General features: G+C 61.9%; 17 protein-coding genes and 1 tRNA gene. 7 read left to right on the forward strand and 11 right to left on the reverse strand.

Annotated elements, in window-relative coordinates; genetic code table 11:
• Positions 1 to 38 precede the first annotated feature (38 nt).
• The 4 genes from OU994_RS23395 to OU994_RS23410 all read left to right on the forward strand — a co-directional run bounded on the left by OU994_RS23395 (position 39) and on the right by OU994_RS23410 (position 2,928).
• Positions 39 to 248: a hypothetical protein gene (locus tag OU994_RS23395; protein ID WP_281607909.1), complete on the forward strand. Its 210-nt coding sequence runs from the start codon at positions 39 to 41 to the stop codon at positions 246 to 248.
• A 60-nt stretch (positions 249 to 308) separates the two neighbouring features.
• Positions 309 to 1,355: a hypothetical protein gene (locus OU994_RS23400; protein WP_281607910.1), complete on the forward strand. Its 1,047-nt coding sequence runs from the start codon at positions 309 to 311 to the stop codon at positions 1,353 to 1,355.
• 90 nt (positions 1,356 to 1,445) lie between these two features.
• Positions 1,446 to 2,588 (forward strand): class I SAM-dependent methyltransferase, encoded by a 1,143-nt coding sequence (locus tag OU994_RS23405; protein WP_281607911.1) that lies wholly within the window; start codon positions 1,446 to 1,448, stop codon positions 2,586 to 2,588.
• A 263-nt stretch (positions 2,589 to 2,851) separates the two neighbouring features.
• A tRNA-Met gene (locus tag OU994_RS23410) sits at positions 2,852 to 2,928 on the forward strand.
• 165 nt (positions 2,929 to 3,093) lie between these two features.
• Here the strand turns inward: OU994_RS23410 and OU994_RS23415 are convergent.
• From OU994_RS23415 to OU994_RS23450, 8 genes are all read right to left on the reverse strand, one after another.
• A complete protein-coding gene (locus OU994_RS23415; RefSeq protein ID WP_281607912.1) occupies positions 3,094 to 3,885 on the reverse strand; it encodes a hypothetical protein in 792 nt (263 codons plus the stop codon).
• 57 nt (positions 3,886 to 3,942) lie between these two features.
• A complete protein-coding gene (locus tag OU994_RS23420; RefSeq protein ID WP_281607913.1) occupies positions 3,943 to 4,731 on the reverse strand; it encodes a hypothetical protein in 789 nt (262 codons plus the stop codon).
• 208 nt (positions 4,732 to 4,939) lie between these two features.
• Entirely contained in the window at positions 4,940 to 5,725 is a 786-nt protein-coding gene (locus OU994_RS23425) for a hypothetical protein (protein ID WP_281607914.1), read from the reverse strand.
• 97 nt (positions 5,726 to 5,822) lie between these two features.
• Complete coding sequence (locus OU994_RS23430) at positions 5,823 to 6,611, reverse strand: hypothetical protein (protein WP_281607915.1); 789 nt, start codon at positions 6,609 to 6,611, stop codon at positions 5,823 to 5,825.
• A 151-nt stretch (positions 6,612 to 6,762) separates the two neighbouring features.
• A complete protein-coding gene (locus OU994_RS23435; protein ID WP_281607916.1) occupies positions 6,763 to 7,551 on the reverse strand; it encodes a hypothetical protein in 789 nt (262 codons plus the stop codon).
• 2 nt (positions 7,552 to 7,553) lie between these two features.
• Positions 7,554 to 10,415, reverse strand: a complete 2,862-nt coding sequence (locus OU994_RS23440; RefSeq protein ID WP_281607917.1) for a T6SS effector BTH_I2691 family protein — start codon at positions 10,413 to 10,415, stop codon at positions 7,554 to 7,556.
• A gap of 49 nt (positions 10,416 to 10,464) precedes the next feature.
• On the reverse strand, positions 10,465 to 11,346 hold the full coding sequence (locus tag OU994_RS23445) for a DUF4123 domain-containing protein (protein ID WP_281607918.1): 882 nt from the start codon (positions 11,344 to 11,346) through the stop codon (positions 10,465 to 10,467).
• Entirely contained in the window at positions 11,346 to 14,168 is a 2,823-nt protein-coding gene (locus OU994_RS23450) for a type VI secretion system Vgr family protein (protein WP_281607919.1), read from the reverse strand. The genes OU994_RS23445 and OU994_RS23450 overlap by 1 nt, the downstream gene beginning before the upstream one ends.
• Positions 14,169 to 14,440: 272 nt before the next feature.
• On the opposite strand from OU994_RS23450, the gene OU994_RS23455 reads away from it, so the two are divergent.
• Both OU994_RS23455 and dbpA read left to right on the forward strand, forming a co-directional pair.
• Positions 14,441 to 14,665, forward strand: coding sequence for a hypothetical protein (locus OU994_RS23455; protein ID WP_131144837.1), 225 nt, complete (start codon positions 14,441 to 14,443; stop codon positions 14,663 to 14,665).
• 74 nt (positions 14,666 to 14,739) lie between these two features.
• A complete protein-coding gene (gene dbpA / locus OU994_RS23460) occupies positions 14,740 to 16,146 on the forward strand; it encodes an ATP-dependent RNA helicase DbpA (RefSeq protein ID WP_131144836.1) in 1,407 nt (468 codons plus the stop codon).
• 10 nt (positions 16,147 to 16,156) lie between these two features.
• Here the strand turns inward: dbpA and OU994_RS23465 are convergent, their stop codons facing one another.
• Complete coding sequence (locus tag OU994_RS23465; RefSeq protein ID WP_281611698.1) at positions 16,157 to 17,302, reverse strand: MFS transporter; 1,146 nt, start codon at positions 17,300 to 17,302, stop codon at positions 16,157 to 16,159.
• A gap of 227 nt (positions 17,303 to 17,529) precedes the next feature.
• Between OU994_RS23465 and OU994_RS23470 the strand changes: the two genes are divergently transcribed.
• A complete protein-coding gene (locus OU994_RS23470) occupies positions 17,530 to 18,324 on the forward strand; it encodes a helix-turn-helix transcriptional regulator (RefSeq protein ID WP_281607920.1) in 795 nt (264 codons plus the stop codon).
• A gap of 354 nt (positions 18,325 to 18,678) precedes the next feature.
• Here OU994_RS23470 and OU994_RS23475 read toward each other — a convergent pair whose 3' ends face one another.
• The gene (locus OU994_RS23475) at positions 18,679 to 19,254 is read right to left on the reverse strand and encodes an elongation factor P (RefSeq protein ID WP_130188430.1); all 576 of its coding nucleotides are present in this window, start codon (positions 19,252 to 19,254) and stop codon (positions 18,679 to 18,681) included.
• A 67-nt stretch (positions 19,255 to 19,321) separates the two neighbouring features.
• On the reverse strand, positions 19,322 to 20,518 hold the full coding sequence (gene earP, locus OU994_RS23480; protein WP_281607921.1) for an elongation factor P maturation arginine rhamnosyltransferase EarP: 1,197 nt from the start codon (positions 20,516 to 20,518) through the stop codon (positions 19,322 to 19,324).
• Positions 20,519 to 20,578 lie beyond the last annotated feature (60 nt).

Below are 20,578 nucleotides of genomic sequence, written 5' to 3' on the forward strand. Positions count from 1 at the left end.
GCTCCCTACCCTAAACCGTTGTTGGCGTTGTTGAAAACATGTTGAAAGCACCACGTACCCTGACGTTCAAGTGCGCGAAATGCGCGAAGGCGGTCAAAGTCGCCGTCCAGAAAGTATCCGCCTGCTCGCACATCACGCCGTATTCCGGCGTGTGCGCCTGCGGCGAAGTGAAGCTGCATGCCATCGGGCAGCCGGATGCCGTGCAGGCATACCTGGCCTCGAACGGCCTGTGGACCCACCATCACTGATTTCCTCAAGTAATCGGCGCGCATGCCGATGTAGAGGGACATTGTAAAAAGAGGCCAGCCATGTCTTCGCTCTCTCCACTCGGCACCCGCCAGTACCAGAACACCGCCCTGTCCGGCTCGACCCAGCAGCCGGCGCGCGGCAACAATACCGTGCAGCAGCCGGCGGCCACCAAGGCCAGCAGCAATGTCGCCTTGTCGTCCGGCGCGGTCGACCTGCAGCAGCGCATCGATGCGCTCGGCAACAACACGATCGACCTGGCGCAGAACCTGCTCGGCAAGTTTGCCCAGCAACTGCTGGGCGACAGCGCGAAAGGCGCGACGATCGACTTCGATTCGGTGGCGCTCGACACGTCGTCGACGCTGGCGGCCGGCACCCTGCGCAGCGAGGGCGCCAATGGCATCGGCAAGGCTTCCGCCTTCAGCCTGAATGAAAGCTCCCATTTCATGGGCAAGGGCACCATCACGCTGGCCGATGGCAGCAAGTACGATTTCGAAGTGGAAGTGCAATACGAGGCGTCGATGACGGCCGGTTTCGCGTCCGACGAGAAAGTGGCCGGACAGGATACGGCGAAGTCGCTCCCGTCGTTCGACTTCCCGGACATCGACTGGCCGGGCGGCCTGGGCGACCTGTTCAAGCTGATGGACAAGCGCATCTCCGGCGACGTGAAGAACGGCGAAAACGGCGACGTGCTGGGCAACCTGTCGATGCGGCTGATGCAGCTCGTCAAGAATACCCAGTCGCTCGATACCTATGCCCCGCCCTCGCCCGTGAAGGCCTACCTGCCCGATCCGGCGACGGAAGCGACTGACAAGATCAAGTCGCCCATCAAGGTACCCATGACGGAATTGCCGGCTCAAGCCCCGGCGGCCGACCAGGCTACGGACAAGACCCAGGCACCGATCAAGGTACCCATGACGGAATTGCCGGCCCAGGGCCCGGCGGCCGACCAGGCGACGCAAAAGACCCGGGCGCCGATCAAGGTGCCCATGACGGAATTGCCGGCTGCGCCGCCGTCCTCCGGCCCTGTCGACGTGCCGCTCGTCAAGACGGCCGGCGACATCCCGCTGACCATCTCGACCACGCCACCGAAGGACGACGCGGCCTGACCCGCTATAATAGGTGCCACAGTCCGAAACCGCCGTGCAGGCGGTTTCGCCGTTTACCACCCAGCAGCACCTTTGCAGAACCGGACGCACATGGACAACTCCCTCCTCCACTGGACCGAACAAGGAACCGACCGTTCCGCCCGCTGGCATTCGGAGGCGGGCATGCCGCCGCCGAAGCGCGTGGTGGTTGCCGACGACACGCTGAACGCCGATACCGCCTTCCGCCTGGCCTGCGAAGGCACGGCGCTGCTGTGGCGCGGCGACTTCCAGAATGCCCGGCAACTGCTGCAGGCGCTGGCGCGCCGCGCCGATGGCAAGCAGGGCAAGCCGAAACGCAAGGCCGCCAAGGTCCCTGCCACGCCGACCGAAGCTTTCCACCTGCACCGCCAGGCGCAATCGCAGCGGGCCCGCACGCTGGCCATGCTGCTGATCCCGTTCGAACCCGGCTACACGATCCCGCTGCGCCGCGCACCGGACGTGAAACTGGCCTGCAACGAAGCCTACGGCCGCAGCGAGGATGCGTTCGTGATCTCGCTGCGCGAGCTGCTCGGCGTGATCGGGGCGCATGAATGGCGCAAGACGGGCGTGGAGATCCCGGCGATCGATGCGCGCATCCACCCGCACTACGGCGTGTTCTCGCCGGTGCGCGGCGAATACGTGCAGCTGGTGGCGGAAACCCCGTTGCCGAAGAAGACCACGGTGGCCTTCGACATCGGCGCCGGTACCGGCGTGCTGAGTGCCGTGCTGGCGCGGCGCGGCGTGCCGCGCGTGGTTGCCACCGACATGGACCGCCGCGCCCTCTCCTGCGCGCGTGACAACCTTCACAGGCTCGAACTGGACGAGCAGGTCGAACTGCTGGAAGCGGACCTGTTCCCGCCGGGCCGCGCGCCGCTGGTCGTCTGTAACCCGCCATGGCTGCCGGCACGTCCCAGCTCGTCGATCGAACACGCGCTGTATGACCTCGACAGCCGCATGCTGAAGGGTTTCCTGGGCGGCTTGAAGGATCACCTGACCGAAGGCGGCGAAGGCTGGCTGATCCTGTCCGACCTGGCTGAACACCTGGGCCTGCGGCCCCGTGAACAGCTGCTCGAGTGGATCTCGGCAGCCGGCCTGGTCGTGCTGGGCCGGCAAGACGTGAAGCCCGTGCACCCGAAGGCCGGCGACGCCGAAGACCCGCTGCACGCCGCCCGTTCGGCCGAGGTGACGTCGCTGTGGCGGCTGGGCGCGGCCTGATCCTGTTGTTTTACAACCAGCCCAGCAGCACTCCCCAGCTGCCAAGTGCTTGATTTAACTGATGTTGCCAAAATTCGGGGACAGTCCCCGAACTTAGTGCCCGAACTTAAGCAACAGTTGCGATCCAAAAAAATATTGGCGACTGCCGGAGCGCGGTACCGCCCCGTTTCCTGGCAATAATCGCATTCCTGGCCTGGCTGTTTCGGCATCGTAAAACGTGCCTTGCACAATGGGAAGTGAAGGTATATAATCCTTGCCTCAGACGCGGGGTGGAGCAGTCTGGCAGCTCGTCGGGCTCATAACCCGAAGGTCACAGGTTCAAATCCTGTCCCCGCAACCAGAATTCAGAAAAGCCTTTGATTCGTTCGCGAATCAAAGGCTTTTTGTTTTATGTGGCCATGTTGTCCGCTGCGTTATTGTCGAGCCACCTCGGCCGGGTCGTCCGCGCGGCCTGCCCGGGCGCCGGTGCGGTGTCTTCGGGGAGATTGGCTGAGTCGATGGGCGATCAACGCTCCGCCGGATCCGCCAGCTTCAGCTTGCCATCCTTCACGGCTTGCTGGTAGCAGTAGACATCGTTCAGGTTGCAAAACTGTTCGACGCCGTGCATTACTTCATGAAAATTCCGGTATTTGTAGAGGTAGCCACCGAGGTTCACGTGCTCCGGATCGGCAAAACCCAACTGGCGCAGGATTTCAGTGGTCTCATCGGCGATGCCATTCAAGTTGATACTGTCCCATATCGCGAACCATAAACACAGCGCTCCCGTCGCCAGCGTCCCCCAGCCCAGCACCCGGAGCTTTCCGATTCCGAAATCCACGTCCTGCAGGAGCACGAACGGAATCTCGAAGACCATGGCGCAGCAGAACCACCACCAGGCAACCTTGAAATTGTTCTTTCGTTCGGCTGTGCCGCCACGCACGTGGCGCAGCCACGCCAGGCCCGTGTCTTCGCTGATCATGCCGCGCGCGACCAGTACATCGTCGTGCTCCTCGACCACGGCCTTGATGTTTTTACCGACCGGCAGTTTATTGGCACCGCTGATTCCCCCCCACAGCACTTGCTGGCCCACCAGGCAGACAAAGTAATCGTCGTATTCGCCGCATCCCATGATGCCCGGCGCAGGGGGAATCGGGCCATACGATCCGGCCTGCATCGCATCGCCGCCGGCTGCCGCCGTACCGACCCGGCAATGCTTGCTGATCTTGTCGAGCAAATCGTCCCATTCGCTTGCTACAAGCAGGTCCGTGACGATACCTTCGATCACACGGGTTTCGTTATCGGACAGTTCGGTTTTCACTGTTTATGGAAGTGATGACGCTGGCAGTTCATGTTCATTGGATCGTTGCGGCCACGATCAGCGCGCAAGCTCAAGCTTGCCATCCTCGATGGCCTTCTTATAGCAGTGGATATTGGAATAGTTTGCACTTGAATCAGAACTGTTCGCTACTTTGTTGAAGTTCACGATGTCGTATTGGTAGCTGCTCAGGTTGATACATTCTGGATCAGCAAATCCCAGCTTTCGAAAAACGTCAGTCGCAGGGTTTGCCAGAGCGTTCATCGTCCCACTGGACCATAACGCGTTGCCGAAACAAAGCACGCCTGCTATAACCGTGCCCGATGCCAGGGTTTCAAGTTCGCTCATCCAAGGATTCACACCGAGGAAATATATACAGGCTGCCTCGCAGATCATGGCGAAGCAAAAGGCCCCCCAAGCCATCTTGAAATTGGCCTTGCGTTCGGCTTTGCTGCCCCATGCATGACGCACCCAGACCAAGCCCATATCCTCGCTGAGAATGCCGTGCGCAATCAGCACGTCGCCGTCCCTGGAAACAACCGCCTTGACCTTCTTGCCCACTGGAAGTTTGCTGGCGCCACCGAATGTGCCGCACATGACCTGCTTGCCAATTAGGCAGACGAAGCTCTCCGTATCTTCACCATCGTACATGGCGACCGGCGCGGCTGCCGCTAGTTGGCCATGAAATCTGTTCATCGCAGCACCGACTCCGTCCGCCGCGCTTCGCCTCCGGTGCCGGGAGTCGATCTGCGCGAGCAGATTTTCCCTGCCGAGCGCAACGTGCAGTTCGGTGAGAACTTCCTCAATGGCATACGTCCCGCTGGCAGGTACAGAAACAGGATTTTTCATGACTCGCAGCAGGTTAGGAAGATGACAGCGCTACCGTATTGCGAACCGTAGTGTTTCGCTTCACATCAATCGCTCTCGACGCCTTTCAAGGTTTTATAAATTGTTGTCGTTGGCGCGGATTGCACTTCGAAACTCCGACAACTGCGCACACATGTCGAAAAGTTCGTCAGATGGTTAAGCGAACGCACGGGCAGGCGACTCAGGCCTACTACGCAAACTTCAGCTTCCCATCTTCAATTGCCTTTTTATAGCAATGGATACTGGCATAGTTGGCGCGCATATCCGTACTATGCGTCACTTTATAACTATGTACGATGCAGTATTGATAGCTATTCAGGTTCACATGCTCAGGGTCGGCGAAACCCAGTTTGCGGAAGACTTCAGTGGCTGGATCGGCCAGCGCATTCATCGTACCGCTCGACAATAACGCGTTACCAAAGCACAGTACAGCAGCAGCAGCCGCTCCCAGAGCAATGGTTTCAAGTTCGCTGAACCCCGGATACACGTTAAGGAAGAACGTGAAGGCGGTGACCATAAGCATTACGCCGCAGAAGCAAAAAAACGCCAGCTTGAAGTTGGCCATACGCTCGGCTTTTCTACCCCACGCATGGCCGACCCAGACCAAGCCTGTGTCTTCATTGAGGATTCCGTGTGCAACCAGCACATCCCCGCGCTTCGAGACCACGGCCTTTACCTTTTTACCGACTGGCAGCTTGCTGGCGCCGCCGAATGTGCCGCACATGACTTCCTCGCCGATCAGGCATGCGAAATTCTCCGTATCTTCGCCGTCGTACATGGCGACCGACGCGGCTGCCGCGACTTGTCCATGGAATCCCCCCAGCGCGGTACCCAGTCCTGCCGCCGCGCTGCCAGCCCGGTAATGCGGGTTGATCTGCGCAAGCAGATTCTCCCTGCCGAGGGCGACGTGCAGATCGGTGAGAACTTCTTCGATGACATACGTGTCACTGGCAGGTGCAGATACAGGATTTCCCATGACTCGCCGGACGTTGTAACAGATGAAAGCGCAACCGCATTAAAGAACTCTAGCCATACAATTCTCGTGTCCGAGTTTCAGGCTTAGAGAATAAAGGTTAGGCCTGAAACTTCAATTTTCCATCCTTCAGTGCCGCCCCAAAACTGTAAATATTGGAGTGATTAGCTTCCGCATCACCAGGAAGCAAAAGCTCATCGTGCACAGTTGAATATCGGTAGCGGTTCAGATTCACGCTTTCTGGATTAGCAAAACCCAGCTCACTAAAAATCTGCGTTGCTGGATGGGCAAGCGCATTCATTGTCGAGCTATTCCAAAGTACCATGACAAGCAAGATCAGACCCATGCCGAAAAAGCTGATCGTCATCAGTTCCCAAAATTTCTCTGTCCCAAAGCCAGCAACTGCCCATCCGACGATAAACATGCACAGGAACTGGAACCAGAACCCCCACCATGCAATTTTAAGGTTGGCATTCCGCTCAGCTTTACAGCCCAATGGGTAAGTAATCCATAGCAGGCCATCGCTTTCGTACATGATTGCCCGCGCCACCCACAAGTCATCCCGCTTCTCCACAACTGCCTTGACCACCTTACCAACCGGCAATTTACTAGCGCCACCAAATGTCCCACACATCACTTGATCATTGAAGAGGCAAAGGAAGTTTTCGGTATCGTCGCCGTCGTACATGACCAGCGATGCAGCGCCGGCAACTTGCCCGTACAGATCACCCAGAGAAGCGCCGAGCCCTGTTACCACACTATGCGCTTGGAAGTTCCTGGAGACCTTTTGTAACAGATTCTCTTTTCCAATCGAAACGTGAAGGTCTGAAATTACACCTTCCACGATAAATAATTTGCCATCTTCCTCATGCGCTTCAATTTGAAACACGTTTCGTTCCACCCTCGTCGCCCTGCACATTCCTTGGCTTTTATACCTGTTCGTTGGTGCGGCTGGCACTTCGAAAATCCGCCAACAGAGCAGACCCGCTGAAAAATTCGCGGATGATTAATCGAACCAACGGGCACACGAACCAGACCTGCTACGCAAGCTTCAGCTTCCCATCTTCAATTGCCTTTTTATAACAATGGATATTGGCATAGTTGGCGCGCATATCCGGGCTATGTATTACTTTAAAGCGATGCACGATGCCGTATTGGTAGCTGTTCAAGTTCACACGCTCAGGATCGGCGAAACCTAGTTTCCGGAAGACATCAGTCGCAGGATCAGCCAGCGCGTTCATGGTGCTACTGGACCATAACGCGTTGCCAAAGCACAGTACAGCTGCCGCAACCGCTCCCAGAGCGATGGTTTCAAGCTCGCTCAGTCCGGGATAGACGTTAAGAAAGAACGTAAAGCCGGTGATACAAAGCACGACAAAGCAGAAGCACCAAAAAGCAAGCTTGAGGTTGGCCATGCGCTCGGCTTTGCTGCCCCAGGCGTGGCCGACCCAGACCAGACCTGTGTCCTCGCTGAGAATCCCGTGCGCAACGAGTACATCTCCACGCTTCGATACCACGGCCTTCACTTGCTTACCGACCGGCAGCTTGCTGGCGCCGCCGAACGTGCCACACATGACTTCCTGGCCGATCAGGCATGCGAAGTTCTCCGTATCTTCGCCGTCGTACATGGCGACAGACGCGGCTGCCGCGACTTGTCCATGGAATCCCGCCAGCGCGGTACCAAGTCCGGCCGCCGCGCTGCCAGCCCGGTAATGCGGGCTGATCTGCGCGAGCAGATTCTCTCTGCCGAGGGCGACGTGCAGATCGCTGAGAACGCCTTCGATGACGAAGGTTTCATCAGTATCGTATTGTGCGATCGGTTCCTTCATCGTTATCCTCCTGCGGCGATGGCGCGCGATGCTTTATCGAGTTCTTCGAGTTCAGCCGTGGCATTCGCAAAATTCTCATTGATGGACGTTTCCCCAAGCCAACCAGTGGTCTTTTTTTGCCGCCGAAACACCGATTTTTCGCACCAGTTTTGCAAGTCGTCGTCCTTCAAGAGGAGATAGCCTATTTCTACTGCAGTAAGCGCCAAGCCAAACCAGTTAAGGCGGGCAATATATACCAGCAGGCGTACCCGTAAAGCGGCTTTGCCGGCCAGTGACGCGGTAGCTTCCAGCATTTTGTAGCGCAGCTGGTTTTCCGCATACCTTTTGCTCACATGGTTGAGGAGCGGTTCCAGATATGAAAATGCCGCTATGAGCGTCATGAATACACTAGCGGTGCCTGTTAAAGCCCGCAAAAAGTAGATGGTGCGCATGACTGGATCTTTCTCTTTATCCATTTTACCCCAGTCGAGAATCGCACCAAAGAAACTCGCTCCAGCAGAAAGAACTCCTGCACCCAGCTTGAATCCGCCGCGTACGATGTCGGCAGACTTGTTGATCGCAGAGATGCTCTTGTATGGTTCGATCTCGCGGATAGATTTTGCGCCCGCGTAGAACATGTCGAGTACGACACTACCAACGGCCATCGCTGAACCAGCGATACCCATCAGGCTATCCGAGTCCCACTTGTTATGGGAGAGTTTCTCGCCAAGGCCGATCATTTCGATACACGCCAACACTGCGCCTATCCGCACATGGTGGTAATTGTTGGTGGGAGGATTGTTATTTCCAACTAGCTCATCCAACCTGATGTTGGCTTTGTTTTTTTCCTGTGCATCAGCTACCAGGTCACCCAGCGACGGCGCCAGCTCCTTCGGTATCGCTGCGGCGGCCTTGCCTTGTACTCTGCGCCTGGCCAGTTCCGCATTACGTTCGGCGCTCCGTCCTTTGTACCCATCTGCCAGTTTGCTTTTGTCAATCGCCAGCATCAGATCGTCGTACCGGAGTTTCTCCGCGACACTACCGAGGCGCGCATATAAAATTCCGCTCAGCCGCGCGACCAGAACTTTGTCGACAGATGTTCCTAAGCCTTTGCGGAAGACTGTGCGGGTAATCTCTGTTACTTTGTGAAAGAGAATCAGCTCGATACCATATTTCTGCCCCAATGCCTTGCTCGCGTGCTTTGGCTTATGCCAGTCCCTTATGAAGGGTGAGTCTGTCGCTTTTTTCTGGTTCCGAACCCATTCATCGAACGCCGAATCAGTACTCTTGAAGGCACTCACCAGCCCCTTAGTTGCCTTGATCATCGTGGCAGCGGTGATCTCGGACGCCGCCGTCACCTTCGTGGCTTCGACCTGGATATCCTTGTACGCCTGCCTGGCCGCATCGATGAGCTCGCGCTGGTTTTGATAGTAGCCACGCATGTACAGGTTTTTGCGATCGATGACCTTCGCCTGGACCCACTCATCGATTTTCGCTTCGCCGGCTCTGCATCCGGACAGCCCAAAACTGCAGACTGCTGACTCCATCGCGAAATCGAATCCGGAACTCTGGTTTTTTTGATCATACGCATCGAACGCATCGAGCAGGCGCTCGGCCAGGAACCACTTGAGATGATCGGGCGCCCGCTTGTTGGCTTTCTCGAACGCCGCCGTGGTGTGACTGTTCAACTTGTCCCTGAACGCCTTCATCTCGTTGGTATCAAGGCGCGATTCATATTTACTGCGCCATTTTTCGGCTCCGTTGACCTTGCCCTCTTCGATCGCCTTGCGGTAATTGACCGCGCGCGCCTTCAGGCTTTCGTCGACACTTTTTTCCACAGCCTCGGCGTCGGCGATGCGGCCTTGTGCACGCAAGGTGCGGGCTACATTACGCTGCCGCTGGAAATATTGATCGCTGCCGTGCTGATGCTGGTCGATAAAGCTCTTCGTGCTCTGCACGATGCCTTGCTCGAAGCCTGTCCTGATTTCTTCGATCGCTTCATAGACCTGCAGACGGTGCTCGTTGGTAGCACCATATTGGTCGGTCGCCCCGAGATAGTTCTGCACCCCCTCCAGCGGAGCATTACGGAAATCATTCAGTTCCTGCGTAACACCGATGTGATCCCATAAAACCAGCGTCGCAAAGCCGCTCTTCTTGATGTAGTTGAACAGCGAACCGAGGCGACCATAGTATTCACCCTTGGCGTTCGGAGGGGCGCCGGCATAAGCGTCCCGGCTGGCGGGGAACAATTGCTTCTCCATGGCGACACCGAGCGGATCGGTGAGCGCAGCGCCGCCCTTGGCGAACAGCAGATACTCGACCACTTTCTTGAACAGCTCGGGCGCCAGCAGGCTGTGCGGCTGGTCGGTCGTGCCATCGAGCCAGCCGGCCGGATTGAAGGTCTGCATCTTGCCGTCGGCGGCATAGGCGTCGGCGTTGCCCTTGTACTCGGCCAGCTTGGCCTTGGTCATGGCCGATGGCGTGAACAGCGACCAGATCCTGGTGACTTCCCGGGCATTGGGGATCGCCACCATGCTTGCGTTGACACCGCAGACGGAGCGGTCGCAACTGAATTCGGGCGTGACCTGGGGCGGCTGCTCGGGCTCGAACTGGTACAGGAATGCATCCTGGAGCACCTGGTAGGCGGTCCAGTACTTGATGCCCTGTCGTTCGATCAGCACATACAGGTAACCGGGCCGCAACAGGCGCACGCCATACTTGGCCTCGGTCAGCGCCAGGTCCGTCACACCCTTGCCGAGCGTTCCGCCCAGGGCCGGCAGCGAAGCGAGATCGCCCGGTTTGTCCGCCACGACGGCGCTGTAGCGCAGCGGGAGCCACAGCAGCCCTTTTTTGTCGCAGAACTTGCAGTCTTTCTTGTTAATCATTCAGGTACCCGCTGTCCATCATGGAACGAAGAGTGAATCGAGGGAGCAGTCACAGGGAGCGCCCGATGTGCTGCTCCAGCACGTCGGCGAGCGGAATGCCGTTGTCGACCGCGGTGCCGATGCTCGCCGCCAGGCCGGGCCGCGACCGGAAGGCATCGCCATGCGCGACGCTCCAGGCTGCGTAGGTCGCCTGGTCGGCGCTGGACGCCAGGCCGGCCGCCTGCGCAGCCTGCAATGCACGGTGGATGTCCTGCTCTGTGCCATCGTCCAGTGAATGGCCGGCTTGCCGCAGCAGGCGCACCGCCAGGTTGAAGGCTTCGATGCGGGCCAGTTCCCGCCATTGCGCGGCCGTCAGCGTTGGTGCAAACAGGCCAGGCGGGGCGGCCGCGTGATCGGCGATCCGCAAGCGGCCCGCGGGATCGACGTAGGCCCAGTGCCGTATGCCTGGAAAGATGCCGGCCAGCTGTTCGGGCGTCAGGATGCGCGCCAGGTGATGGGCGACGCGCGGATCGAAGAAGCGGAAGTAGATGTTCCCCTGCCCTTCCACGCGCAGGTTCATCGACCTGGTCAGGTGCGCCGCCAGCCTGTCCAGGGCGAGCTGGCTGAACACGAAGGCGCAGATGGGCCGGGTCTGGACGGCGGGACTACCCGCATCGGCAAGGGCCTGGGCCAGGATTTGTTCGATCAACGCGATCTCGCCAACGGGCAGGCGCACCAGCAACGGCGCCTGGTCGGGCGACTCCTCGAAGATGGGATCGGCCAGCGCGCAGCGCGGCGCCACGCTGTCGGCCAGCGCCTCGATCTCGTCCTGGAACGGAAAGCCGGCCATCCGGTCGACCAGCACGTCGCAATACTGCTGGTCGCGCAGGGTCCGGTACAGGAGTTCGTGCGGTGAACTTGGCTCGCGCATGGCGCCGGTGACAGGCGCCATCAGCGTGCCACTCCCGCCGCGCCGGACTGGGTGGCATCGGCCAGTTTCAGCGCGCATCCCTTCAATTCGCCGACCTTGAATTGCGGCGGCGCGGCCGAGGCGCTTTGCGGCCCGGCCAGCTCCTTCTTGCTGGCCATGAAGGACATCGTTCCAGGCCCATGGAGCATGATGTTGCCGCCCTCGATTTTCAGGTAGGCGCCCTGCGCCGTCAGCATCACATGCCTGGGCGCGCTGATCGCCACGCTCTTGGCGATGCTGGCAACCGTGATCAGCTTGTCGGCCGTGATGCGCGTGGCGTCCGACTGGCTTTGCGTGCTGACCTTGCCGCTGGCCGCGTGCAGCCGGATGCCGGTTTCCTGGTTCGGCTTGTCCGCGGCGCTGGCTTTGCCATAGGTGAACAGGCTGATGCCGCGCGCGACCTGGTGGAAGCTGTTGGCCTGCGATGCGAAGTTGATGTCCTGCCCCGCGGCCAGGCCGGTGGTGGCGCCGGCGGCGACGATGGCGCTGGCCGGCGTGAGCGCCGCGATGCCGGCCGGGCTGGACAGTTGCAGTTGCGGCTGGCCGTAGGCGGTCGCTTCGCCGCCGCCGCCGTGGTCGCCACCGCCGCTGCCGCTGGCGCGCTCCGCCAGCATCTTGCCCGCATGCTCGAGCTGTTCGATGGCGGGCAGCCTCGCCGGCTCGGGCTCGTCCTTCAGTTTGGCATTGTGCTTTTGCGCCGTTTCCGCCAGGGCCGTCTGCAGCGACAGGCTGGCATCGAGCTGCGTTACCGCTTCGCTCGCGTCGATATGGCTGGCGCCGCCGTGCCGGGCATCGGTCGACAGCAGCAGCCCCTGCCCGGCCCTGAGCGCGGCACTGTGTTCGGTCTTGAGCTCCGCGCCGAACCCGGCGGGATCGAGCCGCTGGTTGTCCGCCTGGTGGCGCAGGTGCCCGAGGTTCAGTTCATCCGTGCCTTCGTGCGCGGCCGCGTGGCGTTGCAGCGCGACGCGCGGTTCACCCCGGGTATCGTCGAACACCAGCTGGTTGTAGGCCCCGCCGCCGCTCTGGCTGGCGGCCATCGCCTGGGTCTTCAGGCCCGACAGCACCGCCGCATGCGCGTGCGGGCCCGCCTGGCCGGGGAACCAGGTGGGGGCATTGCCCGTCGCGGCGCCCGCGCCGGCGCCCACCCGAATGTTCTGGGCATCCGTTTCGCCGCCACCGTTGTACAGGCTGCCGATCACCACGGGGCGGTCGATATTGCCGTCGATGAAGTCGACCAGTACTTCCTGGCCGACGCGGGGCAAACCGTGGCCGCCCCAGTTGGCGCCGGCTACCGGTGCCAGCGGCGTTACCACCCGCACCCAGGTGCCCGCCAGGTCGTCGGCCGGTGCGCCGGTGTGGCCGTCCGGTGCCGGGTGCGCCAGGCGGCTGTGGCTCTGGTTGCCGCGCTGCCAGTGGAACTGCACCTTGATGCGATGGTCGCGGTCGGTATAAACCGGTGCGCCGGACGGGCCGACCACGATGGCCGTCTGCTGGCCGGCCACCTTCGGACGCGAGTGCAGCAGCGCGCCGCGCCCGTCGACCCATGGGCTGCGGTAGGGCGTGCTGGCCCGGATCGCGTCGATCCGGTTGCGGTACACCGGCCGCTCGCCCTCGGCGCGCCCCGTGGCATGCAGGCTGGTCGCCAGATCGGCCAGGCTGGCTTGCCTGACCGGGCAGGCGCCGAGCAGGCGCTCGAGCGCGTTGCTGGTGTCGGCATTCAGGTTGTTGTGGGCCAGGTGGCGCACCCGCACCACGGCGAAGCGGGCATCGTCGCCGCCATCGAACTTGCTGTGCTCGTGCAAGGTGAATGTGGTGCCGGGCGCCATGCCGCGCACGGTGCCCGCACCGACATAGGTTTCCCGGCTTGCCTGCAGCGCTTCGAGCTGGCGCGCGGCGATGCGGTCGCCGTGGGCGCTGGAAGGATAGGCGTAAGCGCCCGGCATGTCGCGGCTGGCCAGCTGCACCGGCGACGCCGCCGTGGCCGACACCGGCCGCGTGCCCAGCGTTCGGTAGTCCCAGCTGGCCACCTCGACCGCGCTGGCCTGCAGCCGCATTTCCGTGCGCCAGCGGTCCATGCTGTTGTCGCGCATCACCGCGCCGGGCTGGGTGAAGCGCACGGCGGCCTGGGCATTGGGCTGGAAGGCCCCGTTGTGGTCGGCGATCACCAGGGTATGCCGGCCCAGGCCCGGGCTGGCCGCGTCGCCTTCGTGCCCGAAGAAGTAGAACAGCCCTTCCTCGCTCATCAGCCGTTCCACGAAAGCCAGGTCGCTCTCCTGGTACTGGGTGGTGATGCTGCGCCTGGCGTACACCTCGGGATCGGCGATGTCCAGGCGCCAGGCCGGGGCCAGCGTGCCCTTGCCATCGTAGGCGGCGAACACCGTCTCGAAAATGTCGAGCACGCTCTGGTCCTGGAAGATGCGGCTGTCACGGCCCAGCCGCAGGAACGCGGTCCAGGGTTCGATGGTCAGCTTGTAGCGGGCGAAGCCGCCGTTGGAACCTACCAGTTCGGCCGCGCTGACGTGGCCATGGAAGGGACGCATGCCGCCCGGACCGCTGTCGGTGTGCAGCTCCAGCAGGGCTGGCAGGCCCAGCAGGGACTTGAGCGCGATGCCGGCGTCGAGGGAGAGCGCCGCCACTTCCAGGCGGTAGCCCCGGCTGAGTTCTTCTTCGCCGTGCAGGCTTTCGGCCAGCAGTACGTCGCTGAAGCCCGGCAGGGTCAGGCGCAGGATGCGCTGGTGCTGGGTGTACTCAGCGGCCAGGGCACGCACTGCCGAGAGCAGCGATTCAACGGAGTGTCCGGACATCGGTAGGCCGCCAGAGTTGTTTAAAACGCATTAGTATAATGCAGGCGGGCTGTTCCGCTGTCCGATACTGCCCGGTTACTTCCTCCACCACCTCCTTGCCATCTCCTGTGCGATGTCCCGACGGGCCTGGCAACGACGTCCCAGCGATGCGCCAGTTGTGAATGCCGGCCGTGGCCCCCCGCACAACTGGTTGCCGCTGTGTTACACTGCGCGCCGCTTCAGATGAAAAGCCCGACTGCCATAGCCGGGCTTTTGTTTTTGCACGCCACACGATGAGAGACAAGAAAGACAACGCGACGCTCGACCTGCCCGGCTTCGGCCCGGCCGAACCGATGGAGCCGGAGCCGAAGGCGCCGCCTGCTCCACGCGCGCGCCGCATCCCGCTCAGGCAGGAACAGCTCGAACTGCTCGAGGCAACCGATGCCAGCGGCCTGCCGGTCTGGCAGCGCGATGCGCAACTGGACGTGACCGGCCTGCCCGTCTGGCGCAAGGACTGAGTTCCCCACCGCCGTGCGGCATGCCGCCGCACCGCTCTGTTAGACTGATTTACCCTTTTGCCCACGGGCCCGCCATGACTTCCTTTGCTTCCCTGCCCCTGTCCGACGCCTTCCTCGCCAACCTTGAAACGCTGGGCTACAGCACGATGACGCCGATCCAGGCCGAGAGCCTGCCGCCCGTGCTGGAAGGCCGCGACCTGATCGCCCAGGCCCAGACCGGCAGCGGCAAGACCGCCGCCTTCGGCATTGGCCTGCTGTACACCATCAATCCGGCATGGTTCGCCACGCAGGCCCTGGTGATGTGCCCGACCCGCGAACTGGCGGACCAGGTGGCGAACGAGTTGCGCCGTCTCGGCCGCAGCATCGCCAACCTGAAGGTGCTGGTGCTGACGGGCGGCTCGCCGATGCGCCCGCAGATCGCTTCGCTGGAGCATGGCGCGCACGTCGTCGTCGGCACGCCGGGCCGCATCCGCGATCACCTGTCGCGGAAGACGCTGGACCTGTCGTCCATCCGCACGCTGGTGCTGGACGAAGCCGACCGCATGACGGACATGGGCTTCTACGACGACATCGCGGCGATCGTGAAGGAATGCCCGAAACGGCGCCAGACGCTGCTGTTCTCGGCCACCTACCCGGACGATATCCGCCACGCCACCGAAGCCTTCCTGGCCGATCCGGTGGAGGTGGTGATCGAGGCGCAGCATACGTCGCTGACGATCGAGCAGCGCTTCTATGAAATCGGCTTCGACTCGCGCGACGAAACGGTGGCGCGGCTGCTGCGGCATTTCAAGCCCGCTTCGGCGATCATCTTCTGCAACACCAAGGTGCATTGCCGCGAACTGGTCGACACGCTGCGCGCGCAGGGCTTCTCGGCGCTGGCGCTGTATGGCGAACTGGAACAGCGCGAGCGCGACGAGATCCTGGTGCTGTTCGCCAACCGCAGCTGCCAGATCCTGGTGGCCACCGACGTCGCCGCGCGCGGCCTGGACATCTCCGACCTGGAAGCGGTGATCAACGCCGACGTGTCGAAGGATGCCGAAGTGCACGTGCACCGGATCGGCCGCACCGGCCGTGCCGGCGGCAGCGGCCTGTCGCTGACGCTGTGCGCGCCGAACGAAAAGAAATGGGTCAAGCTGATCGAGGAATACCAGAACACGCCGGCCGAATGGCATGAATTGTCGGAACTGGACGAGGACGACCCCGGCCACGGCGACCCGGCGCCGATGATGACGCTGTGCATCAGCGGCGGCAAGAAGGACAAGCTGCGCGCCGGCGACGTGCTGGGCGCGCTGACGGGCGATGCGAAACTGGCCAAGGAACACGTCGGCAAGATCAACGTGACTGAATTCCAGACCTACGTGGCGATCGACCGGCGCGTGGCGTATGAAGCGTTCGACCGGCTGAGCGCGGCCAGCAAGCTGGCCGGCGACTTCGGCAGTTTCAAGGGGCGCAATTTCAAGATGCGCTTTATCGAAATCTAAGTTCCAGGTTCTAGCGTTCCATCTTCGGCAGCAGCGCGGCCATCAAACCCAGCAGTGGCAGGAACGACGCGATCCGGTACACGTACTCGATGCCGGACACGTCGGCCATGTGACCCATCGCCGCGGCGCCGATGCCGCTGACGCCGAACATCAGCCCGAAGAAGATCCCGGCGATCATGCCGACCTTGCCCGGCACCAGTTCCTGCGCGAACACGACGATCGCCGAGAACGCCGACGACATCACCAGCCCGATCACCACCGACAGCACGGCGGTCCAGGCCAGGTCCGCGTACGGCAGCGCCAGCGTGAACGGCGCGGCACCCAGGATCGACGCCCAGATCACGCGCTTGCGGCCGATGCGGTCGCCGATCGGGCCACCGGCGAACGTGCCCGCCGCCACGGCGGCCAGGAACAGGAACAGGTACATCTGCGCCGTATCGACCGATACATGGAACTTCTCGATCAGGTAGAACGTGTAGTAGCTCGACAGGCTGGCCATGTAGATGTACTTCGAGAACACCAGCATGGCAAGCACCGCCAGCGCGGCGATCACGCGCCCGCGCGGCAGCGGTGCCACGTGCTGCACGCCGGCCTTGCGCACGGCACTCTTCAGGTGGCCGCCATACCAGCGGCTGACGCCGACCAGCACTACCACGGCGACCAGCACGAGCAGCGTGAACCAGGCGATCTTGCTTTGCCCATGGCCGACGATGATGGCGGCGGCCAGCAGCGGGCCCAGCGCCGAACCGGCATTGCCGCCCACCTGGAACAGCGATTGCGCGAAGCCGAAACGCCCGCCGGAAGCCAGGCGCGCCACGCGCGATGCCTCGGGATGGAAGGTCGATGAGCCGACGCCGATCATGCCCGCCGCGAGCAGCAGCATGGCGAAGGTGTCCGCCGTGGCCAGCAGGGCGACGCCGGCCAGCGTCACGCACATGCCGATCGGCAGCAGGAAGGGCAAGGGCCGCTTGTCCGTGTACAGGCCGATCCATGGCTGCAGCAGCGAGGCGGTGCACTGGAATGTGAGCGTGATCAGGCCGACCTGCGTGAAGGTCAGCGCGAACTGGTCCTTCAGCAGCGGATAGATGGACGGCAGCACGGCCTGCACGCAATCGTTGAGCAGGTGGACGAAAGCAACGGAGAACAGGATCTGCATGACGGCGCCCTGGTGCACCGGGGTGGTGGCCGCCGGGGTGGTGGCCGAGGTGGTGGCGGTCGAGGCGGTGGCAGCCGAGGCGGTGGCAACCGAGGTGTCGGCAACAGCATTGGCGGCGCCCGAAGCGTTGGATGCGTTGGATGCGGTAATCATGGCTGGGAAATCGATGATGGATCGCCAGTGTATGATGTTCGGCTCGAAGTCATCTTCCAATTTTCGTCGCCAAAGTGACACTCACCGCTTCCACCCTCTACTGCCCGAGGTTCCTGGCCCTGCCGCGCGCGGTGACGGCCGTGCCGTCCGAGGCGCAGCATGGCGAACACGTGGTACCGCACAGCCACCCCTGGGTGCAGCTGCTGTATGCCAGCGAAGGCGTGGTGCGGGTGCGTACCGAGCTCGGCGTCTGGATCATCCCGCCCCGGCGCGCGCTGCTGATCGCGCCCGGCATCGTGCACGAGCTGACGATGCTGTCGCGCGTCAACATGCGCACGCTGTACATCGACGCGGCGGCGGGCGCCGGGCTGGTCGACGGTTGCCGCGTGCTGGAAGTGAGCGCGCTGCTACGCGAGCTGATCCTGGCGCTGTCGGCCGAACCGGTGGATTATGCCGTGCCGGGACGGGGCGAACAGCTGGCGCAGCTGATCCTGTCCGAGCTGGCGTCGATGGAGACCGTGCCGATCGCCGTGCCCTGGCCGCGCGACCGCCGGCTGCGCGCGCTGTGCACCGACATCATGGACGACCCCGGTAGCCGCCGCGCCCTCGAAGACCGCGCCCTGGACGCCGGCGCCAGCGCCCGCACGCTGATCCGGCTGTTCCCCAAGGAGACCGGCCTGCACTACCGCCAATGGGTACAACAGGTGCACCTTGCCCATGCCTTCCAAATGCTCGCGCGCGGCGACAGCGTGGGCACCATCGCGGCCAGCCTCGGCTACGCCAGCCCCAGCGCCTTCACCAGCATGTTCCGGCGCCTGCTCGGCAAGACCCCGCAGCACTACCTGACCGAATGGCGCGGACCGGGCTGACGCACGCGGTGCCACGGCTGAGCTGGTCGCGAAACAACACCGGGGACAGTCCCCATTTTTTGGAAACATTTCCTGGAAACGGGGACCGTCCCCGATCTGAGTAAATGTTTTCACAACGCTACTTTGTGCGTCGCTGCTCCGGCGGATGGAGTAAAGGTCTTGCACGTAGGCTGTCGCGCCTGCTTGTCTGACGCAACCCGACAACAAGAAGTATTGCAAACCTGGCGGGGACAGTCCCCGATTTCAGGAAACATTTCCGCAGAATGGGGACAGTCCCCGATTTCAGGAAACTTTTGGCAGGGCGAAAAAAAAACGCTGCGCGAGGCAGCGTTTTTCGGAAGCGGCGCGAATTGCTTAGTTGCGGATCACGCGCTTGTATTCGTTGGTGCGGGTGTCGATTTCGATGGAATCGTCCTGGCTCACGAACAGCGGAACCTGCACGGTGTGCTGCTTCGATTCGATCGCGTTTTCGATCTTGGCTTCTTTCAGCACGTTACCCGAGGTATTGCCCTTGACGGCCGGTTCCGAGTAAACGATCTGGCGCACGATGGTGGTCGGCAGTTCGACGGAAATCGCCTTGCCGTCATAGAACACGGCTTCGCATGCCATGCCGTCTTTCAGGTAGTTCAGCGCGTCGCCCAGGTTTTCTTCTTCGATTTCGTACTGGTTGTACTCTTCATCCATGAACACGTACAGCGGATCGGCGAAGTACGAGTAGGTCACCGGCTTCTTGTCGAGGACGACCACGTCGAACTTGTCGTCGCCGCGGAAGACGTTTTCCAGCGGGGCGTTCGTCAGAAGATTCTTCATCTTCCACTTGTAGGTGAAGCCCGTGCGGCTCGAACCGTTGACGTCGGAGCGCAGCACGATGAAGGGCTTGGCGTCAACCATGATGATGTTGCCAACACGAATTTCTTTTGCGGGTTTCATAAGAGAGAGTACCTACTAAAAATGGGTTTCACTAACCGCTCATCATATCATGTTCTCGATACGGCGCCTACCGCATGGATCGGGCGAATGCGAGGAGATTGGCCGCCAGGTCGCCATTTGCCAACAGCGCATTTTGCCAATTGGCAGAGCGGCATGCCAATTGGTCGAGACGACCGGACAAGTTTTGCCAAAGGGCCGGCCAATCCGCGTTTTGTTCGACGCCGTTGAATGCCAGCGTGAATCGCTCGAGCGCTTCGGCATGATTATCAAACTGCGCACCGGACTGCGTGCCGGCCTGCGCGCCTGACTGCGCGGCGCTATAACGCAGGAGGAAAGCCCGCAGTTTTTTATGATGCAGGTTTTCATCCTGCGGATAAATGTGCCAGGCAAATGGACGATTTGCCCACTGTGCCCGCACGAAAGAATCCTCGCCGCGCACGATATTGACATCGCAGGCCCACAGCAGGCGGTCGTACTCGGCCTGCGGCACGAACGGCAGCACCCGTACCGTCAGCATGCCACGCGTGCACACCGCGCCGCGCACCGGTTCGGTGCCGAGGAAAGCCCGCACCTCATCCTTCGCCACGCCTTCCGGCACCAGGCACGCCACCGGCGCCCCACCCTGCCGCCATGCGTCGAACAGGCTGGCCACCGGCGCATGGGGATAGCAGAACAGTGACACCTTGCAGGCCGTCTGCTCGGCAGCAGAGAGGCCGAGACCGCCGAGGAAGGCGGACAGCGCCGCGGGATCGCGCTGGAACCGGTCGCGCTCGTCCAGCAGGTCCGCCTCGCGCAGCAGGCCGCCCGTCTTGCCGGTAAAGCCGGGAAAGAAGAAATGCTTGGTGAGCGGCAGGCGCGGATGCATCGACGGCAGCATGTGGCAGCCCTCGACCCACTCCTCGGCCGTCAAGCCTTCCAGGTTCAGCCACACGGGCTTGGCCTGCCGCTGCGCCATCGCCGTCACGTAGCCGGGCGGGATATCGACCGCGAAGAATTCGATGACGATGTCGGCCACGTCTTCCGGGTAATACGTGCCTTCCTGGTCGCGCCAGTGATAGACGGAGACGCCCGCTACCTGCTGGGCAGCGAGCAGCGGATCGACTTGCGGGCAGATGCGGGCGAAACTGTCGAGGTCGTCGACCCACAGCGTGACGCCGATGCCGTGCTCGCGCACCAGCTGCCGGGCCAGGCGCCAGCAGATACCGATGTCGCCGTAGTTGTCGACGACCTTGCAGAACAGCGCCAGCGTGATGGGTTGGCTCATGGGGGAACGGTAAAAAGCAAAAAAGCCGCGATGGGCGGCTTTTACGGACGGCACTGCATG

It is taken from the genome of Pseudoduganella sp. SL102 (assembly GCF_027856995.1).
Classification (GTDB): domain Bacteria; phylum Pseudomonadota; class Gammaproteobacteria; order Burkholderiales; family Burkholderiaceae_D; genus Rugamonas; species Rugamonas albidiflava.

Excerpts from the sequence above, each read along its gene's own strand:
- OU994_RS23450 (WP_281607919.1), bottom strand. The coding sequence starts at position 14,168 with ATGTCCGGACACTCCGTTGAATCGCTGCTCTCGGCAGTGCGTGCCCTG.
- OU994_RS23400 (WP_281607910.1), top strand. The coding sequence starts at position 309 with ATGTCTTCGCTCTCTCCACTCGGCACCCGCCAGTACCAGAACACCGCC.
- OU994_RS23440 (WP_281607917.1), bottom strand. The coding sequence starts at position 10,415 with ATGATTAACAAGAAAGACTGCAAGTTCTGCGACAAAAAAGGGCTGCTG.
- OU994_RS23425 (WP_281607914.1), bottom strand. The coding sequence starts at position 5,725 with ATGGGAAATCCTGTATCTGCACCTGCCAGTGACACGTATGTCATCGAA.
- earP (WP_281607921.1), bottom strand. The coding sequence starts at position 20,518 with ATGAGCCAACCCATCACGCTGGCGCTGTTCTGCAAGGTCGTCGACAAC.
- OU994_RS23395 (WP_281607909.1), top strand. The coding sequence starts at position 39 with ATGTTGAAAGCACCACGTACCCTGACGTTCAAGTGCGCGAAATGCGCG.
- OU994_RS23455 (WP_131144837.1), top strand. The coding sequence starts at position 14,441 with ATGAGAGACAAGAAAGACAACGCGACGCTCGACCTGCCCGGCTTCGGC.
- OU994_RS23405 (WP_281607911.1), top strand. The coding sequence starts at position 1,446 with ATGGACAACTCCCTCCTCCACTGGACCGAACAAGGAACCGACCGTTCC.
- OU994_RS23435 (WP_281607916.1), bottom strand. The coding sequence starts at position 7,551 with ATGAAGGAACCGATCGCACAATACGATACTGATGAAACCTTCGTCATC.
- OU994_RS23445 (WP_281607918.1), bottom strand. The coding sequence starts at position 11,346 with ATGGCGCCTGTCACCGGCGCCATGCGCGAGCCAAGTTCACCGCACGAA.
- OU994_RS23475 (WP_130188430.1), bottom strand. The coding sequence starts at position 19,254 with ATGAAACCCGCAAAAGAAATTCGTGTTGGCAACATCATCATGGTTGAC.
- OU994_RS23420 (WP_281607913.1), bottom strand. The coding sequence starts at position 4,731 with ATGAAAAATCCTGTTTCTGTACCTGCCAGCGGGACGTATGCCATTGAG.
- OU994_RS23465 (WP_281611698.1), bottom strand. The coding sequence starts at position 17,302 with ATGCAGATCCTGTTCTCCGTTGCTTTCGTCCACCTGCTCAACGATTGC.
- dbpA (WP_131144836.1), top strand. The coding sequence starts at position 14,740 with ATGACTTCCTTTGCTTCCCTGCCCCTGTCCGACGCCTTCCTCGCCAAC.